Raw genomic sequence first — 22,737 nt, forward strand, 5'->3', positions numbered from 1 at the left:
TCGCCTCGGCGACTGTTTGAAACTTGAAGAGAATACTAATTACATCTGCACATCTTTGGGAATACAGTTAATTACTGGGTACTCATTAACCGTGCCCATATTCCAAATTGGCGTTGTTTCAGTAGCTTGAATCTCACCATCTGCATTATCATCACAGAAAAGCATTAGCTTTTGCTCATTGCTGTAATTTTGGTCTTGAACAGGTAACCAGCCACCAAAAGGGGAATCAGTGGTTAGGTTATTTTTGTAAGATGGACCAGGGAGATAACCAGGGTTTTCATTTGTTACGACTTCATTTCCTTTTAGTTGATTACTCGTATAGCCTGAACCACCAATACTTCTTACTACATATACATCACCAGATTTTACTGTGCCATCTTGTGTGGTGTTTCTATCCCAATGACTATTAGTTACTTGAGCAGGAATACCGCGAGTAGGTTTATTGGCGACTAACCCATGATGAAAGCTACCCCCACTGACTTGACTACTTCGGGTATAGCTATTAGTTACCACGGGCTTCTCTTCCGCAAAACCTGATTTTAAATTCCATTGCGCCACCAAACCTGCAGCAGTATTTCTGGCACTAACTTTGGGATTTGCAGCATAGCTAGCAATAATTGAAGTTTTAGCATTTTGTTCACCTACAAGGCCACCTGCTAAACTCCCCTCTTTTATTTCACCTGATGCAAAGCTGCTAATAATCATATTAGCAGGTACAGGAGCTTGCTCGTTAATATCTTTAACCGTACCTTTCTCTAGAATTCCTACTAGCCCTCCAAGCCTCCCAGTTTTTAGCCCTGAGTCCGGATTAAGGCTACCCGTCACTTGACTCACGCTAAATGAAGATACAATATTTCCACCCGACATCATGCCAACCAAACCACCTGCTCTAGATGATGAAACGCTGCCTTTAGTATTGGATAATGCAATCGTCACTGGAGACTTAAAAACTCTTGGAATATCATCACATAGCGTTTGCCCGCACGAATAATAAGACGGATTGATCTGACCAACCAAACCACCAGCGGCGCCAGACTGACTCTTTACTTGACCATTTACAGATACTTTCTCTATCCTTGCAAACCCTTTTACAGATTCATCATCAGGAGTTAATACTCGTCCTACGAGCCCTCCAACATAACGAGCTCTATCGCTTGGATCATTTTCATTAGTAAAACCGCTCACATTGACATTTATAATGGATATATTGGTAATCTTGGTATCTCTAATATAACCAAACAACCCTAATGCACTTTCTGAGCTGTTAATATAAAGGTTTGAAATAGTATGGTTATTACCTTCAAAAACACTATTAAACACAGCTTTTATGGCATGATTCCCAATTGGAGGCCAGCCTTGTGTTTGAGATCCACCTTCAGCGAATTCTGAACCAGCAAAATCCAGATTGTTAATTAATTCGTAGCCTTTGCAGCCTGAAGATACGCATCCATTAGTGTTGTTGGTATTTCCATCATCATAACCAGTGCCATTGAGATTGTTTCGAATGTTGTTTAGCATTGCGATTGATGATATTTCAATCAAACCGTCATTATCATCATCTACATCTTCAGCATCAATTACACCATCATTATCTTGATCTGGTGGGATAGGTAATGTTGTAGCTTGGGCCGCAACACCATCAGTTGAAAAATCATCTGCACCTAGTGAGCAAATACGAACAGTATAATTAGTGTTACCTTCTAGATTACTGAGATTGTGACTATTGGTCCCTTTATCCAACCTGATAGAGTTATCTGTACTGCACCCAGTTGGCACGTCATCACCTTTAGCATAAGCCAGCTTCAATGCCAGATAGCGTTCAGCTGTTGGAACGCTCCAAGACAAATTAATAAAGCCCTCACCAACTTCGGTTTGTACATCACTAACATTTTCCACACTTATTCGTGAACCACTTAATTTTGTTGTGACACCGGCAGTTGTGGTTTCATTATCGGACGTACAAATTCTATAGCTATATTGCTGACCCGGAATTAAATCATTAAAAGTATATTGACTATCTTTCCCTAGTTTAACGTAGATTTCTTGCTGACTTTGGCCACAGCTAAGCGGTGAAACTGAGCCTACTTTTTGATTGATTAGAACGTGCTTGATTCGATCATCGTTTGGTAAATCCCATGTTAAGTTAGCTGCATTACCATTATTTACAACTGTAGCATTTGCAACCTCAGCTAAAGGGGTTACTACAAAAATGGGCAATGTCTTGAATTTTATCGTTTGACCTTCACTAGAAAAGTCATCCGCACCTACAGAACACAACCGAATACTGTAACTCGTGTCAGCTTCTAAATTACTTAATTTATGGTTTTTGCTCCCGTGAGCTAAGTTAATAGACGAACTTATATTACATGTGGCAGGAGCTTCATTTCCTTTACTATAAGCAAGCTTAAATGATGAGTAGCGGTCAGCAGCTGGTGTTGCCCAAGTTAAATTTGCCGAATTGATATCTACATCAGCTTTTAAACTAGTAACATCTTCAACACCCACTCTTAAGCCAGTTAAATCAGCAGCTACTCCTTCACTGACTTTATTGCCATCTGATGTACAAATCCTAAAACTATACTGTTTACCCGGGGTTAATGAGGCAAATGTGTATTGATCGCTTTTATCTAAACGAACAAAAGCATCTCCATGATTTTGCTGACATGTTTCGGGTGCCACAACTCCTTCTTTTCGGTTTAGCAATATATTCTTGACTCTATCATCATTTGGTAGAGTCCAAGTTAGCTTTGCTTGGTTACCTTCAATAACACCTGATGCCCTGACAACCTCTGGTAGCTTAGTCTCCACCGGTGGAGTACTGGGTTTATCTATACTTTCAGGAGCTTTAGGAGGCTCAGGTTCTGAACTTCCGCCCCCACACCCAACAAACATAGGCATCATAACTACTGCTAAATAACTTCTTCTAAACCGCATTGCGAACCTCAATCCATTGTAAAAATAAGGCCAGCTCTCTTCAGGGCTGGCCTTTAAATCAAATACATTCTACATACAAAGTTACACACATCAGTTAACAAAATTTACTTTTCAGAAAAAAAGCAGGATTATTTCAATATCTTAATGAGTTATGGTGAATTATTCACAGTAAAAGCAAAAAGACAGTCAAAAAACTGCCCTTTCCTTATAAATTGACTCGAACTTATAACGCAAGCTATTGCTTATCAAGAATATTTTTTAGGTTATTCAGTCCATTTTGTAAGTCATTACCAATTTGAGCTTCAAAATCAATGAACAGGAACATCAAGTTCATTGGGTAATCAAGATGCCCTTTAAATCCCCAGCTAACTTTCGTGACATTTTCTCCACTTGATGAAGTCAGCATATAAGCAGGTTCGGTGGCTTCAAACGGTTTCAGAAAACGTAATTCAAACTCGATTCGTTTATTTGGCGTAATAGCCTTAATTTCTTGTTCGCCTACGCCAACTTCTGGATCTTCGCTAGACCATTTAGAAATAAAACCCACTGTGCCATCTACACCTGAATAGGTACGTTTGATATTTGGGTCTTTCATTCCCCATGTTGCGTAGTGATTTTGGTTTTTAAGCATTTTTACGTATGAAAACACTTGCTCGACAGGCTTATCAATAATCACACTGCGTTCTACTTCATAGCTCGTTTTGATAAATAATGCGGCAACAAATGGAATGGCGAGAAGTATTAAGATCCCTATTGATATTTTTTTTAGCATCTTTATATCCTTTGGTTAATATTGTTCTGCGAACTATAAAGTACAGAAACAGGAAATTTATTGCTAGTTCCATAGGTCTTATAACGAAAGTCTTAGCGAGAAATAATGATGAAGTGGATAGTTTTAGCGACACTCTTATGTATGAGTAGTATGGCAAGCAGCCAAACACTATCGCAATTTAGTAAAGAAAGCAGCCTTAAGTCCCCTGTGTTTATGGAGCTATATACTTCTCAAGGCTGTAACAGCTGCCCACCAGCTGAAACTTGGATATCTTCTTTTGTCGACAACAAGCAATTATGGCAGCGCTACTTCCCTATCGCCTTTCATGTCACCTATTGGAATTATTTAGGTTGGAAAGATCCATTTTCTCAACGTCAATTTAGTAAACGTCAATATAAGCACCTTAATGCACTCAATATAAGACAAGTTTATACACCCGAATTTGTCGTTAACGGACACGAGTGGCGCGGTTGGTTTGATAGGAATACCAAGCAAATAACAGAGTTGCCTAGCAACCAAGTTGGTAAGTTAAAAGTGACGATAAATGGAAATACTATAAATGCGCAGTTCACTCCAACAAATAAAAAAACCGATAAGCATGAAGATTACAAATTGTACATTTCATTGATTGGCAGTGGCTACCATACACCAATTACACGTGGTGAAAACCGCAATAAAACGCTACAACAAGATTTCGTCGCACTATCGCTAAAAAGCTTTAACTCAAGTGATAATCTGAGCTTTTCTGGTCAGTTAGATAAAGTTCCTACATCATCTAAGCAAGCCCCAAAATTGGCTTGGTTAGCTTGGGTAGAATACAAAGGCAAAGCCATCCAAGCCGTTGGTGATTGGCTTAGCACTCCTTATTTGTAGAAAATTGAGCAAGGAAATTCAGTAATTCGTTGGTCTTTTCTTCCATTAACCTTTTATCGCCTTTTGATTCAAGGTTAAGTCGAACTAATGGCTCTGTATTTGAACATCTTAGATTAAAGCGCCATTTCTGCTCTGCGTGAGCAAAAGTTAAAGAGATACCATCTGTGTTATCAATTTCAATAGCTTGAGAGCCATATTTAGCTAATAAAGCTCGCTTTGCTAATACATGATCTGTGATTTTTAAATTAATTTCACCAGAAGCAGGATATAGCGAGATGCGTTCAGATATCAGCTCTGACAAGGACTTACCAGAAATCGATATTAACTCTGCAACAAGTAACCATGGGATCATGCCTGAGTCACAATAGTGAAAATCTCTAAAATAATGGTGAGCTGACATTTCGCCACCATATATTGCATTTTCTGCGCGCATTCGCTCTTTAATATACGCATGGCCAGTTTGGCTCATTATCGGGTGGCCACCAGCATTTGTTACAATATCTTGGGTATTCCAAATGAGCCTTGGGTCGTGAATGATTTTCTCACCCTTTTGCTTGAGTAAGAACATCTCAGCAAGAAGCCCGACAATATAATACCCTTCGATAAACTGGCCTGTTTCATCAAATAAAAAGCAGCGATCAAAGTCTCCGTCCCATGCAATGCCAAAATCGGCTTTGTGAGCCAAAACAGCATCAATCGTAGCTTGACGGTTCTGGATTAATATTGGGTTTGGAATACCATTTGGAAAAGTTTCATCAGGCTCATGAAAGACCTTAATAAATTCAATAGGCACGTTTAGCTTTTTGAATTCAACTTCAAGAGCGTCAATCACATGACCCGCAGCGCCATTACCTGAGTTAACAACCAGTTTAAGAGGACTAATTTTGGCTGCATCAACATAGGTTAAAAGGTGTTGTACATAAGGCTGTAAAATAGATTGTACTTGATAATTCCCCAATTGATTCGAGCTTAAACCCTCTTCAATCCAAGGCTTTGACTCAGCTAAGGCTTTAATGGATAACAGCCCAGTATCACCAGAAACAGGAATACTTTGCTCTCGTACCAACTTCATACCGTTATAATCGATAGGATTATGAGACGCTGTCACCATTATTCCACCATCTGCATTTAAAAATGGCGTGGCGAAATAGATTTCTTCAGTACCTACAAGGCCAATATCTATAGTATCAACCCCCTCAACTTGTAAACCTTGAGCTAAAGCTAACTTTAACGACTCACTGGTCGCTCTAGCGTCACCTCCGATGACAACCGTTTTAGGCTTAATTTCTCTCGCATAAGCTCTACCAATGTCATGAGCGATGTCTTCATTTAATTCTGTGCCTAATCGACCACGAATATCATAGCTTTTAAAGCAAGTTAATGACTTCATATACCTCAAGCTCTTCCATAATCATCTTTGTAACGGACAATATCATCTTCCCCAAGATAAGAACCAGACTGAACTTCAATCAATTCAAGATTTACCAATCCCGGATTTTCGAGTGCGTGAACAGTGCCTACAGGAATATAGGTTGATTGATTTTCTGTAAGTAGGATCTCTTCATCATCTTTCGTCACTTTCGCGGTACCTTTAACGACGACCCAATGCTCGGCTCTATGGTGGTGCATTTGCAATGAAAGTTTTGCTCCGGGCTTTACCGTGATCCGTTTAACTTGAAAACGTTCTCCTACATCAATGCAGTCATATTTACCCCAAGGTCGATATACCTCACGGTTATGTTTCACTTCTTTACGATCTTGAGCATTTAATTCCGCGACAATGCTCTTCACCTTCTGAACTTCACTGCGTTTAGACACTAACAAAGCATCTTTAGTATCCACTATCACTAAATCATCTAAACCAATGGTGGTCACTAACCTATCTTCAGAAAAAATCAGTGAGTTATTAGTATCAAGCGTTAATACATCGCCTTTGCATACATTGCCATGCTCATCTTTGCTTTGTATATCCCAAAGCGATGACCAACTACCTACGTCACTCCATTGTGCATCTAATGGCACAACAACAGCATCATTGGTGTTTTCCATGACGGCATAATCAATAGATTCATCAGGGCAAGTCTCAAAAACGGCACTGTCGTATCGGTGAAAATCAACATCCGTTTTTTGTGTTTCAAATGCCGCTTTACACACTTGAAAAATTTCAGGACGAAAAGATTCGAGTTCATTTAGATAAACACTGGCTTTGAACATAAACATACCGCTATTCCAGTAATATTGTTTACTCTCAAAGTACTGCTGTGCCGTTTCTAAATCAGGCTTTTCTACAAAATGTGCGACTTCAAAACCACCAACAACAGCTTGACCTGACTTAATATAGCCAAAACCTGTTTCAGCTTGTGTTGGCACGACACCAAAGGTCACCAATTTGCCTTGTTCTGCTAAATGCTTTGCCTGCTCAACTCCAGATACAAAAGCAGCTTCATTTTTCATTATGTGATCAGAAGCCAAAACCAATAAAATCGGATCATCACCATTTTGTATAGCGTCAAAAGCAGCTAAAGCTATTGCTGGAGCGGTATTTCTCGCCTTAGGTTCTAGCAGAATATTAACGGATAAACTATCAGATGTTCTCAATTGCTCGGCAACGACAAATCGGTGTTGCTCATTACAGATAATAGTTGGCGTTTCATGAGGAATGTTTTGCAGTCTTTTTATGGTCGACTGTAATAGTGAATTTTGACCATCTAACGCTAAAAATTGTTTCGGGAATAATTGGCGAGACAGTGGCCACAGTCGAGTACCAAAGCCCCCTGCCATTATTATTGGTTTAATCATAGCCATGAAATGTCCAATTCTAATTTACAAAAATGTAACTTATTTAAAAGACACTTTCATGGCCGATTTAATTTCAGAAAATTTATGACACGATTAGAAAGCCCCACACCCTTCTCGATATAAGGCTAACCGTTATTTGCGTTAATTAACTGTGTTGATCAAGATTCCTGATTTCAGAGAGAATTAATTACCATAAGTATTACTAAGAGATTTAAGAAAACAGTTGCGGGTCAAAACCCCAACCAGTTGCTCATTATGGACAACGGGAAGCACATGCGGTCTGCTCACTCTCATATTCTTTGCTTTTTCCTTTACAGACAGAGAATTGAGTGACGTAGCTATTCCTGAGGCAGTTACAGGATAAAGTTGAGATTTATCAATACACAGGTACTCCCAAACATCGGTTAATCGATCATTCATACCAACAGAAATTACATCTTTCGACATAAGTTCTTCAACTACTGATTCTCTGTTTGGTAAATAATCCTCGCCCCAAAAATCAACCATAACATCATGTGTAGAAAAGAAGCCTATTAACTTGCCATGTTCATCACAAACGGCTGCTCCATATTCATTACACGATATAAGCTTATCAATTGCTTCTGAAACCTTCATCTTAGAATTTAATGTTAACGGATTGGTATCCATAATATTTTTAGTTGTTAAGTTGATATTCATTTTATTATCCATATTGTTTTGAAGTGAGTTGGTGAGTGCAGGATCTGCGTGAGAATCGTTGTCCGTTATTTGGTTTCCATAAACGTAGTAATTCCCCAACCCAATAAAGATCGCTCCACCGACAATATTTCCCAATGTGACGGGTATTAAGTTGGATATGAAAAACTGCTGTATGGTCAAATGTGAGAATTGGCTTGCTTGAATGCCCAGTTCTAGCCAGTAACTGTCTGGTGCAAAGTTGTAAATGAGAATTCCAAATGAGATCAGAAACATATTAGCAACGCAGTGTTCAAAACCACTGGATACAAACATTGCAACAGGTAAGATCATCAACACCGATTTAGTGAGGACATTTCGACTGCTGAAGGTTAGCCAAACGGCCAAGCACACCATTACGTTGCATAAAACACCTAAAGCAAATGCCTCAAATACAGAGTGCTCTAGCTTATGTTGTGCAATAGCAAGTGCATTTAACCCCCAATTCCCCTTGTCCAATTGGTATAGGCCAGCAGCAAAAACCAAGAGCACAAGTACTAAAGCGCCACAGAAATTGCCTAAATAAACTCGACACCAGTAAGACAACATTTGGGTTAACGCTATTTTCTTTTTTGCCCAGAGAATGCTTGAAAGCACTGAACTGGTAAACAACTCGCCTCCACACACAACAGTTAAAATTAGTCCCATGCTGAATACTATGCCGCCAATTAAACGATTAAAGCCCCAACTGACTTCAGAACTCCCCGTCGTAATCGTTATGTAAAACATAAAAGCAAGACCAATAAATACACCAGCCATGACAGCCAGACTAAGCGTGGTCTTTTTGTTTTTATTTACTTTACTTAAAGCATATATTTCGGCTTCGTGTAGCAGTTGAGTCGGAGTAAAATCGCTATGACTCTGAAAAGACTGACGCATCAATACTCCTACCTAAAAATTTCATTTTTCTTTTCTCCTATTTAATGAAAAGTATTTCTTAAGCTGGTCATAATGATTAGCCCTTGCTTGATAGTAAAATGGGTAATTTTTACGAGGGATATCAAATAAATTGATAGTGGTTTTGCAGTTGTTAGAGCATATAAGGAAAATAGAAAAATCCAGAAATAACAGAATATTAGGATTAAGATGCGTTATTCATTAAAACAACTTGCAGTGTTTAATGCCGTTGCTGAGTTCGGAAGTGTCAGCCAAGCGGCAGATAAGTTGGCATTAACGCAATCGGCAACAAGCATGTCACTGGCTCAGTTAGAAAAAATGCTTGGACACCCACTGTTTGAGAGACAAGGAAAGCTCATGGCTCTTACACATTGGGGAGTATGGTTAAGGCCTAAAGCCAAAAGATTACTACAAGATGCAGAACAGATCGAAATGGGGATTCAAGATCAGCATTTACTCTGTGGCCAAATAAACCTGTGTGCCAGTCAAACGCCCGCCGAACATTTAGTACCTGAACTCATAAGTATTATTGATAACGCTTTTCCTGAGTTACGGATCTCTTTAAATGTGAAAAGTAGTGATAACGTAATTAACGATATCGTTAACTATAACTTTGATTTGGGTATCATCGAGGGACGCTGTGATGACAACAGGCTCAATCAAAAAACCTGGTGTCAAGATCATTTGATTGTTATCGCTTCTGCACATCACCCTTATGCAAAACAAGATAGCGTCACAATGGCACAACTTGAACAGGCTAAATGGGTTTTAAGAGAGCATGGCAGTGGAACCAGAAAAACATTTGATAGTTCTATTCATCACAAACTTGAAAACTTGAATGTCTGGAAGGAATACGAACACGTGCCGGTTATTCGAAGTATGGTGGAACGTGGGTCATATTTAAGCTGTTTACCATATCTTGACGTTGAACGCTTTATTGAAAGTGGTCATCTAGTGGCGCTTAATGTTCCTGAACTTAATATGGTAAGAACCCTCTCATTTATCTGGCGTAAAGATATGACTGAAAATCCACTCATCGAATGTATAAAAAGGGAAGGAATTAAAATGATGAAAGGTAAACCAACAATTCTATAATTCAAATATCCGTGTAACTGACCATAATAATGAAGTGATGCTCGCATGAACATCACTTCAATCAATATTGTCTACACTTCTAACTTGCTTTCGTCATTCTTCACATTAAAGAAAATACTATAGAAAACAGGCACGATGACTAAAGTCAATATCGTTGCAAAAGTTAACCCAAAACCAAGCACAACTGACATTGCCTTAAAGAAGGCATCATAAAACAATGGAATGATACCCAATACAGTCGTCAAAGCGCCCATAGACACAGGTCTTACACGGCTAGTCGCCGCATCGACGATTGCATCAAGTCTTGGTTTTCCTTCTTTGATTTCTAAATCAATTTGATCCACCAAAACAATGGCATTTTTGATTAAAAGACCAGAAAGGGATAACAAACCTAGGATTGCCATAAACTCCATCGGCAAGCCAGTCACAAGTAAGCCAATAACAACACCTATTATCGCCAGTGGAACCACTAACCAAATAAGCACTGGTTGCCTAACGGTTCCAAATAATAAGAACACAACTAACACCATGGAAGCTAAACCAAGTGGTAAGGTACTAGCAAGGTTATCGTTTGATTCTTTTGAATCTTTATACTCACCTCCCCATTCCATTTTGTAGCCAACAGGCAATTTAATCGCTTCAATTTTAGGCAGTAGACTTAATCTAAGCTCAGAGGCTAATACTCCCTGCTTCGGATCCGCTTGCGCTTTTATCATCCAGCTACGATTTTCACGACGCATTAAGTTATCACGCCATACGGTTTTATAGCCATTAACCACAGAATCAAGACTCACAACAGCACCCGTTGCACTACTGACCACCTGTGTTTGACCAATCGAGTGAATATCGACCTTCTCAGAATCCGGTGCGATAGCAATAAGCGGTATAAGTTGATTGCCTTCTCGGTAAACACCAATATCACGTCCGGTATAGACTTGCTTCAGCGCCATTGCAATATCTTGGCGAGTTATCCCAACTTGACTGGCTTTTTGCTCCGAAAACATAGGCTCGATAGCCGCCACTTGCTGGCGCCAATCATCTTTGATCGAAATAGCTTCACCATTTTCATGCATAATTGCCTTAGCTTGGTTCGCCAAATCTCGAAGTACTTCTGGGTTAGGACCACTGAACTCCACTTCAATTTTAGAACCACCACCAGGCCCAAGTTGAAAACGCCAGACTTTTGATTGTGCAGCTGGATACTCATCGTTAATATGCTGCTGAATCGTTGGGATCAAATGATCAATTTGCTTATAATCATCCACAATAACCAACGCTTGACCATATGATGAATTCGGCGACTGTGGTGAGTACACCAACATGTATCTCAATCCACCGCTACCAACAGAACTTTCTACTGTTTTGACATGCTTCAATTTTTGTAAATACTGCTCAAGCTTGCCCATTTGTGACTTGGTATCACTGATGTCTGTCCCTTCTGGCAACCAAAAATCGACTACAATTTGTGGCGTTGTAGATGCAGGAAAGAAACCACTCTTCACAAAGCTAAAGCCGTAACCCGCAGCCAAAAATAAACTGACTGTTAAAGTTACTACTTTCCAGCGATGTCTTACTGCTGTTCGAATAAAGCCTTTGTAGCCTTGAGTCAGTTTACTTTCTTGTACCTCACCATTCCCTATTACTTTAGCTTTGAATAGTTCATGACAGAAAAGCGGTGTTAGCGTTACGGCAAATACCCAGCTAAACATGAGTGAAATAAAGATCACCCAGAACAAGCTTCCGGTAAATTCAGCCGTACTGCCCGGTGCAAATCCAATCGGTGCAAAAGCCAAACACCCTACCAGCGTACCACCCAATAATGGCCAGATAGTTTGTCCAACAATTCGCTTTGCAGCGGCCAGTTTATTCTCGCCTTTGCTAATACTAATCAGCATACCTTCGGCAACAACAATGGCGTTATCTACCATCATCCCTAACGCAATAATTAACGCCCCTAACGAGATTCGATGCATTGGAATGCCACTGATATCCATCACCGCCAGAGTGGCTGAAATAGTGAGGATCAGAATGGCACCTATGACTATTGCCGACCGTAACCCCATAAAGATAAGAAGCGTAACAATAACAATAGCCAAAGCGGCAATCACGTTAGAAACAAAGTTATCGATAGATGCTTTTACTTCTTCACCTTGTTGATAAAACTTGCCTATCTCGATACCCAACGGACGAGTATTCACCGACTCAGTTAATTTTTGAGTCACCCGCTCACCGAGTTTAACCACATTTTCACCACTGGCAGCAGAGATGCCAATGCCAATTGCACGTTGACCGTTAAAATAAACGTATTTTTCTGCCGGTGTTTTCTCGCCACGAGTCACAGTAGCGATATCACTTAAATGAACAAGGTTTCCAGCTTGAGATGTACTAATTAACGTGTTTTTTATGTCGGTTACAGAATCCACGCCGCCCGAAGGTGTAATGGTCATTCTGAGATCACCGACACGAGTATTGCCTGCATCAACAATCAAATTGCGTTGTTTTAAGCTTTGATATATTTGATTTAATGACACACCTAAAGCCAAGGTTTTGGCACGAGAAATAGCAATATAAATGGCTGGCTGAGATTCACCAGTTAACCCAACTCTCGCAACACCAGGAACTTGTAATAATTGGTCTCTCAGTGTCTTGGTATAATCCCTAAGTTCTTGAATGGAGTAATCGTCACCATAGACAAAGTAGTACATGCCAAATAAGTCACCGAAATCATCCGCCACATAAGGCGAACTAACTCCTGGAGGCAACTTGGATTTAGCATCGTCCACTTTGTTGCGCAACTTGCTCCACATGGATTGCAGTTGTTGTTTATTTTTAGAAAACTTATATTTTATTTCTACCGAAATTTCTGACTTTCCAGGACTAGAAACTGATTGAATCGTTTTGACTTCGGCCATTTGCTGAATGGCCGTTTCAATAGGATCAGTGACTTCCTGTGCTACTTGTTTAGCCGTCGCCCCGGGGTAATAAGTAATCACTTGCGCTTGACGAATGGTGAACTCAGGGTCTTCTAAGCGCACCATGGTTTTGAACGCATTCCAGCCCGTGATTAAGGTGATAATGATCGCAAGCGTACAAATGACCTTATTGCGAATCGATAATTCTGCGATATTCATGTCATTGTCCTGCGATTATTTTGGTTGCCAAATAGAAACTTTCATTCCTTCAACGGCTTGAGAAACACCACTGGTAATGATTTGATCGCCGGTATTTACGCCAGCTTTAACTGCAACAAATTCACCGATACCTTGTTTGATACTCACTGGTATTTTTATTGTTGTCATGGTTTTCGGATCAACCTTCCAGACAAATTTATCATTACCAATGCTGAGCACCGCTTTGATTGGGATCAATAGATCTAATTGCTGCGCATTGAGTTTATTGTCAATTTGAACTTCGGCGCTCATTCCCGGTAAAACCACTACATCTTTAGGTGGCGTAAACGACATGGTCACTTGATATGATTGCGACGATTTACTCGGTAACAAAGAAATCTCTTTAAAATCCGCTGCCGCTTTTGCATTATCAAACTGTTTAAATACCACATAAACTGCATCAGGATGGTTCTCATTTATGTAATTCAGTCTTGCCGGTGGAATATCAAAATCTGCACTAAACTTACTCGCATCGATTAACGATAACACCGTTTGACCACCACCTACATTGTCATGATTGGCAGCTTGTTTACTTGCAATAAGTCCATCATAAGGCGCATAAATCTTAGTATCTTTTAATGCTTTTTTTGCACTGTCATACTGAGATTGAGCAACTTTAAACTGTGACTCTAAAGTGTCAAAGTCACTGCGGGATATGATATTTTTCTTAACTAATTTTTTACCACGTTCATAACTGAGTTTGGCCGTCTGAAAGCTAGCTTTAGCGGAATTTAATTTGAGCTGAAAATCTCTATCATCAATACCTGCCAATAACTGCCCTTTTTTAACTTCCTCACCTTTAGTGACATTAAAGCTGGTCAGTTTGCCACCAGAGTTAAACGCTAGCTCGGTTGATTTATAGGCTGAAATGGTTGCAGGAAATGTCCAGCTTTGCTGATTAGAGGCTTCTTTAACAGTATAAACTTGAACTGGTCTTGAGACTTCAGCAATCTGATTCTGCTCAGGTTGCTTACCACAACCAGAGAGCAGAACAGAAAGAATTAAAGGAAGGAGCGCATAACGGTAAATATCTAGCTTCATAGCGAGTTACCTGATTTATCATGTTTTTCTTATATTTGAACAAATGAATATAAAACTGTAAACCTTTATTAAAAGAAAAGTATTTATTTTTCTTATGCATTGAGAGAAGGCATATCGAATTTTGGGGGAAAACCTACTCTTTGATGACTCCCTGTTGACTAACATGGACCCCTACCAGCCACGCCACCATTACGGTTAAATAGATTTGTCCGACAATGGCCTCTAGCATTGCAAATGTTTCAGAAAATACGTTTGTTGGAGAGATATCGCCATATCCCAACGATGTCAGAGTTACGAAACTAAAATAAAAATAATTAAATTGAGACTCAACCGTATCAACACTCATCGAAAACGAGTTAGGTAAAATAAGGTCACACAGGATATAGATAAAACTCCATAGAAAACCAAGCAGTAAATAGATGCAGATGCTCCCAGCAATAATATCTCCGGTAATTCTTTTCGCTTTAAAAACGGCCTGCATCAATACTAGAGTTATGAAGCCAACAAACAAAATATTGGTTATGTTATCAACTAATACTGTTGTTGGATTATTAGTTATATTCAAGGCCCAACTACTGATAAACGTTGGAACAGCTAAAAATATCCCAATCCAAAGAGAGCGTTTTTCTTGACTTACGGTATACACTGAAAACAGTAAAAATACACTCATGCAGAAACTAATAAAATAACCAGAAAACGGTAAAAAACTAGAAAATGGAATGAGAGCAATCATCACTAAAATTGATATTAATAAGCCCCTTAGACCTAGGCGAGTGATATTGGGTTGCTCAATTGATTTAGAGTTATTCATTATGGGTAATTGTAATCTTGCTTTCAGTTCATGATTATAAAAGATTACACGCTGAAGCATATTCGAGACAAATCTTACTTTTAAAGAATCTCTGAACAAGTTAGTTCGAGGAGCACTACTAGAAACTATGAAGGACAGTAACTCAACTACCCTTTAGTTATCATCACACAGGGGTAATATTATGAGCACTGTCCTTCGAGTAAAAGATAACGCAAAATTTGACAATTTGTATATCGCTTTTGAACTTAACAGTTAAAGAATCCACCTTCTTAGAAGGTGGCTTTGCTTTTGCCCCCTAATAAGGAGGTGCTTACCCTCATAGAAGACAAGCTGTTGTCCCCGATAGTTTACGAATTAAGAATCAAAACCTTCTTGTCGGTTTTCAAGCTTTTCCTGATATTTGACGTACTTTCTTATCATTTCTGCATCTATACCTACGGTTTCTACACAGTAGCCCTTAGCCCAAAAGTGATTACCCCAATAGGGCTTCTTTCGTAAGTATGGGAACTGTTTAAAAATCCTTATCGCTGTTCTACCCTTCACTGCTCCAAGTAAGTCTGATACCGAGCATTTAGGTGGTACTTTTACTAAAAGGTGAACATGATCTTCTTGAACATTCAGCTCGACTACTTGGCAATCTAACCTACCACAATATATCTGAATGCAGTTGAACACTTCATGTGCTACCTGCCCTTTAAGTATTCTAAATCGATACTTAGGAACCCATACAATATGATATTGGTAATGCCATAAAACGTGCGATAATTTTTCAATAAATTGATAGTGGTTTTGCAGTTGTTAGAGCATATAAGGAAAATAGAAAAATCCAGAAATAACAGAATATTAGGATTAAGATGCGTTATTCATTAAAACAACTTGCAGTGTTTAATGCCGTTGCTGAGTTCGGAAGTGTCAGCCAAGCGGCAGATAAGTTGGCATTAACGCAATCGGCAACAAGCATGTCACTGGCTCAGTTAGAAAAAATGCTTGGACACCCACTGTTTGAGAGACAAGGAAAGCTCATGGCTCTTACACATTGGGGAGTATGGTTAAGGCCTAAAGCCAAAAGATTACTGCAAGATGCAGAACAGATCGAAATGGGGATTCAAGATCAGCATTTACTCTGTGGCCAAATAAACCTGTGTGCCAGTCAAACGCCCGCCGAACATTTAGTGCCTGAACTCATAAGTATTATTGATAACGCTTTTCCTGAGTTACGGATCTCTTTAAATGTGAAAAGTAGTGATAACGTAATTAACGATATCGTTAACTATAACTTTGATTTGGGTATCATCGAGGGACGCTGTGATGACAACAGGCTCAATCAAAAAACCTGGTGTCAAGATCATTTGATTGTTATCGCTTCTGCACATCACCCTTATGCAAAACAAGATAGCGTCACAATGGCACAACTCGAACAGGCTAAATGGGTTTTAAGAGAGCATGGCAGTGGAACTAGAAAAACATTTGATAGTTCTATTCATCACAAACTTGAAAACTTGAATGTCTGGAAGGAATACGAACACGTGCCGGTTATTCGAAGTATGGTGGAACGTGGGTCATATTTAAGCTGTTTACCATATCTTGACGTTGAACGCTTTATTGAAAGTGGTCATCTAGTAGCGCTTAATGTCCCTGAACTTAACATGGTAAGAACCCTTTCATTTATCTGGCGTAAAGATATGACTGAAAATCCACTCATCGAATGTATAAAAAGGGAAGGAATTAAAATGATGAAAGGTAAACCAACAATTCTATAATTCAAATGTGTGTAATATGGCTTAAACCTAAAAATATCAGTTGGGCACATTCTCAGGCTTAGATAAAATTGCGACAAACAAAGCTGTTGTTACTTTGTTTGTTGATAACAAGGCGAAACTTGTAGCAAGTAGTTGTGCTACTTGCAAAAGCCTCAACGCCGTTAGGGGTGATTTTAGCAAGCCAGTGAGCGTGAAGTGATTCACCTAATGGGTGAACCAACAAAAAAGACATTTCTTTATCTTTGATAAGGTTAATACCTAGCTTAGCGTTGAACTGATGTTTTTAGGTTAAATTGTCCACCGCATTGTAGCGGTGGACTTCATTTAATCACCTTGGGTTTGATACCCTGCCTCTAGAGGCGAACGAATTTGTAATGTTTTGGTTTTGTCATACCTGCGAAGGCAGGTATCCAGTGACTTTTTGTTAAGAAATGAAAGTCACTGGACTCCTGCATACTCAGGAGTGACGATAATGCTAACGATACCCCGCTGCTTGCGGCGGGGAAATGAGATATTAGCATTCACTTAAACAGCTTCTTCCTCAGAAGTATCGCTTGGAATGACGAAATACAAACAAGGTACGATGAACAAGGCCAAGACAGTAGATAAGGTCAAGCCGCTGATGATTGCCCAAGAAAGCGGTAACCACATTTCTTGACCAATTGCTAAAGTAACCATACCTGCAATGGTTGTTAGTGATGTGGTTAAAATTGGACGTAATCTATCTGCTGCACCTCTTGCTGATGCTTCAAGTCCTGACATGCCATTTTTACGATAGGTATTCATGGTGTCAATCATTACGATTGAGTCATTAACTACGATACCGATCAAAGCAATAATTCCCACCATTGCCATAAATGAGAACGGCATGCTTAGTAAGTAGAAACCAAAGAAAGTGCCTGTTAATGCAAGTGGAATTACAGCCATTACAATTCCCGGTTGTTTAAAGCTATCAAATTGCAATACAAGCAATGCAAAAACCAAGAACAGAGCAAGCACCATCATCACACCAGCAGAGCCGAATACTTCTTTACTGCTTTCTGCTTCACCGCCATAACGGTATTTATAACCTACTGGCCAAGATTTCATTTGCGTCTGTAAAATCGACTCTAAATCAGCATTGATTTCACTCGCCGTTCTGTTATCCGTATCTGCAAGGACGGTAACCGTACGTTTACTGTCTTTATGTAAAATCGCTGTGGCAGATTCTCGAAGCTCAATATTGATCAACTCAGATAGCGGCACACTTCGGCCATCAGGTAAAGTGATATTCATTAAGTTGGTTTCGTACAAGCTTGTCGGCCCACCAATTTCGCCATTTCGACTCGGCCATGAGTAACCCATCAAAATATCAATATCTTCTTTAATGCCGCCCAATACGAATTTACCCACCTTATCGCTAGTCATTAACAAGCGAGTTTGGTTAGCTAAATCTTCTAGACTAATGCCATAAAAATTTAAAGCTTCCATTTTCGGTGTCGCTTTAAATTCGATATTTGGCAAACCTAAGTTATGACGGACGTTAGTTGCACCTTTGATAGTCTTCAAATCTTCGATGACTTGGTTCGCTATGGTTCTCAGCTCAACCATATTATCACCTTCAATTTGAATTTGAACGGGCGACTCCGAACCTGCACCCCCTAATTCAGGTGTAATTAATACTTTACCTCCAGGGCACACATCAATCGCACTATCAATCGCTTTACTGATCTCTGGTACATACTGATAAGCTAACTTTTCACGCTCATTCTTAGGTACAAAAATAGTGGTAAACCCAACAAAACCAAGAGATTTAGAAGGTAATAACTGATCGGATGGTGAAGTCATACTAAACTGACTCTTTTGTCCTACATTTTGAGTTACACTTTCAAAATAAGGCTGCTTTCTTAGTTTATCACCTACAGCCCTGGCACATTGTTGAGCTTCGAGTAAAGAAGTTGTTGGGGCCATCTCAACCAAAATACCCATATTACGGCCATCAGCTTTAGGCATCATTTCTGAAGGTAAGGTACTCAAAGCCACCACACTTGCAATGAAAGCAGTAACAGCAATCCCAATCCAAGTTAGTGCGATTTTTCTCGAACCCAAGAAACGTCTTTCTAATAAATTCGCTAGCTTAGCGCTGTATGTCTCAGTAATAACATCAACTTTGGTCTTTTGAAGCTTAGTCCCCGCTTTGGGCAGCAAATATTTTGATAACGGTACGCAAAGTAACAATGCAACAACGTAAGAAGCAATCAAACATGCAATTGCAGTCATCGGCATTGAACTGATATATTTACCAACGATGCCAGAAATACCAAGTAATGGCGCCATTGCGAGAATTGTGGTTAATTGTCCTGTTAATGCCGGTATTCCGTAGGTTTTAACTGTCGCTAGTGCAGATTGCCCGAAATTTTTTCCCTTCACAAACATATTGTCGTGCATGCCTTCCATCATCATGATAAATACATCCACGAGTAAACCCAGCGCGATAACCATACCAACAATCACAATCTGGTTTAGAGAATAACCAAAACCAGCAATGATGATTAAACCACCCGCAAAAGAGACAGGGATTGCAAGTCCAGCAATTAACGCTTCACGCCAGGTTAAGCTAATCAAAAGTACAACAAATACAGCAATAACCGATTGCCAACCATTGTTGAATACGTTCATCAAGTCACGATGAATATTGGTTGACTCATCAACAACAATTGAAGCATCAACACCTTTGGGCCATTCAGGGCTGGTTTTTAGGTCTTCAAGAACTTGTTTGGTTTCATTGATAATTTCAATCGCATCCGTCCCGGGTTGCTTAGTGATTGACACCCCAACGGCACGAGTGAAATCTTTGCCACCAGTACTAAAGAATGTACGGGTTCTTTCTTCAGCTTGTGTTCTTTTTACTTCTGCAACTTCTTTTAAAAGAACGACACGATTTTGCTCAAAACGCTTAATTGGTAGATCTTGTAATTGCTCGACACTTCTAAATCGTCCCGCAATACGGAACGTCGCGCCAATTTGTTCACCGTCAAAACGCCCCCATGGCATATCCAAGTTAGCCGCTTGTAGTGCATTACGAACATCTACAGGAGAAATGCCAAGCGCATTCAAACGTGAGCCAATCAACCGCACCATAACGATGTCATCACGATCACCTGTAATTTGGGTTTTGTTGACACCCGAAACGCGTTCGAACTGATGTTTGATAATTTTTGCTAAGCGCGTTAGTTCAGCAAGCGGTTTATCCCCATGCAAACGGATACTAAAGATTGGCTTATCGCTAATACTTGCTTGAACAACTTTAGGTTTATCGGCTTCCTTTGGTAACTCACCTTCAGCAGCGCTTACTTTGCCACGTAAACGTGTAATAGCATCTTTGGCATCAACATTGGATTTAAATTCAACATTGATCACTGAGTAACCTGTGAAAGAACCACTTTGAATGGTTTTTAAACCTTTAAGGGTTTTTAATTCTTTCTCAAGCTTATTAGTAACCGTTTGTTCAATGCTTTGTGCATCACCACCCGCCCATGTGGTAGTAACTGTTGCTGATGCAATTTCTAAATCAGGTTGAGATTCTTTGACCATATTGGAAGCTGATAACCAGCCCCCAACAATGATGATCAGTAATAATAATTTGGCAAACGTCGTTTTTAAGAAAAAGAAGCGCTGAAAAAACGAGGGTGCCTTGGACTGTTCTTGGCTACTCATTTTTACTACCCTTCGTTAGATTCAGACAATTGCTCAGTTTTGGCAATTTTCACTTTCATTCCGTCACTCATTCGCGCTTTACCGCGAGTTACAACACGATCGCCAACGTTAAGGCCAGAAACAACTTCAACGCCTTCAGTTCCCAAAATACCAAGTTTTAACTGACGCTTATGGACTTCATTGTTAGCATCAATAACGTAAGTGAAACTTTTATTGCCAAGATTGACCAATGCATTCATTGGTAACACAAGCGTATTTTGCTTTTGTGCGACGGCAATCCAAACAGTAACAAAGTCACCATTAAGCAGCGGCTTAGTTACCTAAGTACTTCGAATTCGTGCTCGGATAGAACGATCTTTAGGGTTAACGGCTGGACTTACCGATAATACTTGAGCTGGTACGAACTGATCAGATAACGAACGGTAATTTTTTTCACCAACAACTTGCAACTTAGCTAGGGTTTCTTGGTCGATAATGTAAGCTGGTTGACCTTTCTTAACATAGCGACCAGTGAATAAAGGCAAGTTTACTTCTACTTGGAAGTTCTTTGGATCAATCAGTACGATTGGAGCGGTTCGAGCAGCAGAGTCTTGATTCGTCGTATCAAACTGTTGTGGAGTAATGTAGTCACCTTCACGAATATTGATGAAAGCGATTTGCCCATCAAAAGGCGCACGTATCTGGCTATCGTCTAACCCTACTTCTAATCTATCTAGATCTGCCTCAGCCTGACGTACGCCAACTAATGCTTGTTGGTAGTCAGCTTCGTATTGTTCATATTTTTGAGCACCAATCACATTTCGCTGTTTAAGCTCTTTCCCACGTGCATACGCTTTTTTAGCTTGTCTTAACTTAATTCTTGCAGAATCAAGTTGAGCTCGAGCACTTTTGATTTGTTGACTACTTTTTCTATGGTCAAGCTCAGCGAGAAGTTCACCTTTTTTAATCGTTTTTGATGGCCCCTTTACATAATCGCCTTCTTGGAGAATTTCACCATTTTCGAAGGTTTTAATGAAGGCAACACGCCCAGAGTTTTGAAATACAAGATACTCACGACGTACAGACTTAATTGTGCCTTGAGCATACTGATACTGGCTAATATCAGCCTTCTTCATAGTATAAGCTTCAACAACAACTGCTTTAGAATCTTTTGCCATTGTAGGAGCTGCAAATAGTGGTGAGCATAGCAAAATAGCAATCGCCATTTTTCTACTCACTATGTTGGATATGGCTTTATGAATCAATTTAGTTTCTCCGAGAGGTATTTGATTTGGGCATGCAGAGATTTGAACAACTGAATATGCCATATAGTTATTATTAAAATGACAAATATGAGACGCAATTCTAAGCTTTTTTAATCGTTAAACTCAACCTGTTATCTTGTTTTGTCTATCTGCTGTTGACTTACACGAACCCCAACCAGCCAAGCCACCATAACGGTCAAATATATCTGCCCAACAATCGCTTCTAGCATAGCGAACGTTTCTGAAAAAGGATTATTAGGTGATATATCACCATAGCCTAGCGATGTCAGGGTAACGAAGCTAAAATAGAAATAATTATATTGAGACTCTATCGTATTCGGTTTCATCATAAATGAGTTAGGCAAGATGAGATCACAAAGAATGTAAATAAAACTCCACAAAAAACCTAACAATAAATAAATACAAACACTTCCAGCAATGATATCACCCGTAACTCTCTTCGCTTTGAATACAGCCTCCATTAACGCTAAAGTAATAAAACCGATGAACAATATATTGGTCAACAAATTAATTGAAAATTCAACGCTAGATTCTGAGCCTCCGACAGCCCAACTACTGATAAACGTAGGAATCGCCAGAAAAACGCCAATCCATAAAGTGCGCTTATTATTGCTTACTGTGTATACCGCAAACAATAAAAGTACGGTCATACTAATGCTCAGAAAGTAACCAGCAAAGGGCATGTAAATCGAAAAGGGGAATACTGCAATCACCAGTAAAAGAGTGATTAACAATCCCCGTAGGCCTACTTTAGTGATATTAAGCTGATGAACGTTTGTGGTTTTATTCATTTGGGGTTTACGATAACCATCTTTTATCGTTCTGATATTTAAAAACAATATAGGAATTAGCTTTTGAAATGTATGTGAGGTAAGTCTTATTTTTACAAATTCTATGAGTAGAAAGTACT

16 protein-coding genes are annotated in these 22,737 nt (G+C 39.5%); 3 read left to right on the plus strand and 13 right to left on the minus strand.

The window, feature by feature from the left end; all coding sequences use genetic code 11:
- Positions 1–39: 39 nt before the first annotated feature.
- Positions 40–2,901, minus strand: a complete 2,862-nt coding sequence (locus tag AC1EU0_RS09850; RefSeq protein ID WP_480302224.1) for a fibronectin type III domain-containing protein — start codon at positions 2,899–2,901, stop codon at positions 40–42.
- A 268-nt stretch (positions 2,902–3,169) separates the two neighbouring features.
- On the minus strand, positions 3,170–3,706 hold the full coding sequence (locus AC1EU0_RS09855; protein ID WP_480302225.1) for an SRPBCC family protein: 537 nt from the start codon (positions 3,704–3,706) through the stop codon (positions 3,170–3,172).
- 150 nt (positions 3,707–3,856) lie between these two features.
- On the opposite strand from AC1EU0_RS09855, the gene AC1EU0_RS09860 reads away from it, so the two are divergent.
- Positions 3,857–4,579, plus strand: coding sequence for a DUF1223 domain-containing protein (locus AC1EU0_RS09860; protein WP_480302226.1), 723 nt, complete (start codon positions 3,857–3,859; stop codon positions 4,577–4,579).
- On the opposite strand, the gene AC1EU0_RS09865 is transcribed toward AC1EU0_RS09860, so the two are convergent.
- The 3 genes from AC1EU0_RS09865 to focA form a co-directional block, all read right to left on the minus strand.
- Complete coding sequence (locus AC1EU0_RS09865; protein ID WP_480302227.1) at positions 4,560–5,969, minus strand: phosphohexomutase domain-containing protein; 1,410 nt, start codon at positions 5,967–5,969, stop codon at positions 4,560–4,562. The genes AC1EU0_RS09860 and AC1EU0_RS09865 overlap by 20 nt on opposite strands.
- A gap of 5 nt (positions 5,970–5,974) precedes the next feature.
- Complete coding sequence (locus AC1EU0_RS09870; RefSeq protein WP_480302318.1) at positions 5,975–7,378, minus strand: mannose-1-phosphate guanylyltransferase/mannose-6-phosphate isomerase; 1,404 nt, start codon at positions 7,376–7,378, stop codon at positions 5,975–5,977.
- A gap of 183 nt (positions 7,379–7,561) precedes the next feature.
- A complete protein-coding gene (gene focA / locus AC1EU0_RS09875) occupies positions 7,562–8,971 on the minus strand; it encodes a formate transporter FocA (protein WP_480302228.1) in 1,410 nt (469 codons plus the stop codon).
- A 207-nt stretch (positions 8,972–9,178) separates the two neighbouring features.
- On the opposite strand from focA, the gene AC1EU0_RS09880 reads away from it, so the two are divergent.
- The gene (locus AC1EU0_RS09880; protein WP_480302229.1) at positions 9,179–10,084 is read left to right on the plus strand and encodes a LysR substrate-binding domain-containing protein; all 906 of its coding nucleotides are present in this window, start codon (positions 9,179–9,181) and stop codon (positions 10,082–10,084) included.
- Positions 10,085–10,155: 71 nt separating this feature from the next.
- Here AC1EU0_RS09880 and AC1EU0_RS09885 read toward each other — a convergent pair whose 3' ends face one another.
- The 4 genes from AC1EU0_RS09885 to tnpA all read right to left on the minus strand — a co-directional run bounded on the left by AC1EU0_RS09885 (position 10,156) and on the right by tnpA (position 15,880).
- Positions 10,156–13,215 carry an efflux RND transporter permease subunit gene (locus AC1EU0_RS09885; protein WP_480302230.1) on the minus strand — a complete coding sequence of 1,020 codons (3,060 nt, stop codon included), beginning with the start codon at positions 13,213–13,215 and terminating at the stop codon, positions 10,156–10,158.
- 15 nt (positions 13,216–13,230) lie between these two features.
- Positions 13,231–14,295, minus strand: coding sequence for an efflux RND transporter periplasmic adaptor subunit (locus AC1EU0_RS09890; protein WP_480302231.1), 1,065 nt, complete (start codon positions 14,293–14,295; stop codon positions 13,231–13,233).
- Between the two features lie 133 nt (positions 14,296–14,428).
- On the minus strand, positions 14,429–15,106 hold the full coding sequence (locus AC1EU0_RS09895; RefSeq protein WP_480302232.1) for an ion channel: 678 nt from the start codon (positions 15,104–15,106) through the stop codon (positions 14,429–14,431).
- Positions 15,107–15,460: 354 nt separating this feature from the next.
- On the minus strand, positions 15,461–15,880 hold the full coding sequence (gene tnpA, locus AC1EU0_RS09900) for an IS200/IS605 family transposase (RefSeq protein ID WP_480302319.1): 420 nt from the start codon (positions 15,878–15,880) through the stop codon (positions 15,461–15,463).
- Between the two features lie 80 nt (positions 15,881–15,960).
- On the opposite strand from tnpA, the gene AC1EU0_RS09905 reads away from it, so the two are divergent.
- Positions 15,961–16,866: a LysR substrate-binding domain-containing protein gene (locus tag AC1EU0_RS09905; protein WP_480302229.1), complete on the plus strand. Its 906-nt coding sequence runs from the start codon at positions 15,961–15,963 to the stop codon at positions 16,864–16,866.
- A 525-nt stretch (positions 16,867–17,391) separates the two neighbouring features.
- On the opposite strand, the gene AC1EU0_RS09910 is transcribed toward AC1EU0_RS09905, so the two are convergent.
- From AC1EU0_RS09910 to AC1EU0_RS09925, 4 genes are all read right to left on the minus strand, one after another.
- Positions 17,392–20,562 carry an efflux RND transporter permease subunit gene (locus tag AC1EU0_RS09910; RefSeq protein WP_480302233.1) on the minus strand — a complete coding sequence of 1,057 codons (3,171 nt, stop codon included), beginning with the start codon at positions 20,560–20,562 and terminating at the stop codon, positions 17,392–17,394.
- Positions 20,563–20,567: 5 nt separating this feature from the next.
- A complete protein-coding gene (locus AC1EU0_RS09915) occupies positions 20,568–20,810 on the minus strand; it encodes a permuted SH3 domain-containing protein (RefSeq protein ID WP_480302234.1) in 243 nt (80 codons plus the stop codon).
- 72 nt (positions 20,811–20,882) lie between these two features.
- A complete protein-coding gene (locus tag AC1EU0_RS09920) occupies positions 20,883–21,767 on the minus strand; it encodes an efflux RND transporter periplasmic adaptor subunit (protein WP_480302235.1) in 885 nt (294 codons plus the stop codon).
- 170 nt (positions 21,768–21,937) lie between these two features.
- On the minus strand, positions 21,938–22,618 hold the full coding sequence (locus AC1EU0_RS09925; RefSeq protein WP_480302236.1) for an ion channel: 681 nt from the start codon (positions 22,616–22,618) through the stop codon (positions 21,938–21,940).
- Positions 22,619–22,737: the final 119 nt, after the last annotated feature.

The sequence above is a fragment of the Parashewanella sp. 2210YD4-3 genome (assembly GCF_056591735.1).

What these genes read in the sequence shown, in the direction of transcription:
- AC1EU0_RS09850 (WP_480302224.1), bottom strand. Translation starts at nt 2,901, where the DNA reads ATGATGCCTATGTTTGTTGGGTGTGGGGGCGGAAGTTCAGAACCTGAG.
- AC1EU0_RS09855 (WP_480302225.1), bottom strand. Translation starts at nt 3,706, where the DNA reads ATGCTAAAAAAAATATCAATAGGGATCTTAATACTTCTCGCCATTCCA.
- AC1EU0_RS09860 (WP_480302226.1), top strand. Translation starts at nt 3,857, where the DNA reads ATGGCAAGCAGCCAAACACTATCGCAATTTAGTAAAGAAAGCAGCCTT.
- AC1EU0_RS09865 (WP_480302227.1), bottom strand. Translation starts at nt 5,969, where the DNA reads ATGAAGTCATTAACTTGCTTTAAAAGCTATGATATTCGTGGTCGATTA.
- AC1EU0_RS09870 (WP_480302318.1), bottom strand. Translation starts at nt 7,378, where the DNA reads ATGATTAAACCAATAATAATGGCAGGGGGCTTTGGTACTCGACTGTGG.
- focA (WP_480302228.1), bottom strand. Translation starts at nt 8,971, where the DNA reads ATGCGTCAGTCTTTTCAGAGTCATAGCGATTTTACTCCGACTCAACTG.
- AC1EU0_RS09880 (WP_480302229.1), top strand. Translation starts at nt 9,179, where the DNA reads ATGCGTTATTCATTAAAACAACTTGCAGTGTTTAATGCCGTTGCTGAG.
- AC1EU0_RS09885 (WP_480302230.1), bottom strand. Translation starts at nt 13,215, where the DNA reads ATGAATATCGCAGAATTATCGATTCGCAATAAGGTCATTTGTACGCTT.
- AC1EU0_RS09890 (WP_480302231.1), bottom strand. Translation starts at nt 14,295, where the DNA reads ATGAAGCTAGATATTTACCGTTATGCGCTCCTTCCTTTAATTCTTTCT.
- AC1EU0_RS09895 (WP_480302232.1), bottom strand. Translation starts at nt 15,106, where the DNA reads ATGAATAACTCTAAATCAATTGAGCAACCCAATATCACTCGCCTAGGT.
- AC1EU0_RS09905 (WP_480302229.1), top strand. Translation starts at nt 15,961, where the DNA reads ATGCGTTATTCATTAAAACAACTTGCAGTGTTTAATGCCGTTGCTGAG.
- AC1EU0_RS09910 (WP_480302233.1), bottom strand. Translation starts at nt 20,562, where the DNA reads ATGAGTAGCCAAGAACAGTCCAAGGCACCCTCGTTTTTTCAGCGCTTC.
- AC1EU0_RS09920 (WP_480302235.1), bottom strand. Translation starts at nt 21,767, where the DNA reads ATGGCGATTGCTATTTTGCTATGCTCACCACTATTTGCAGCTCCTACA.
- AC1EU0_RS09925 (WP_480302236.1), bottom strand. Translation starts at nt 22,618, where the DNA reads ATGAATAAAACCACAAACGTTCATCAGCTTAATATCACTAAAGTAGGC.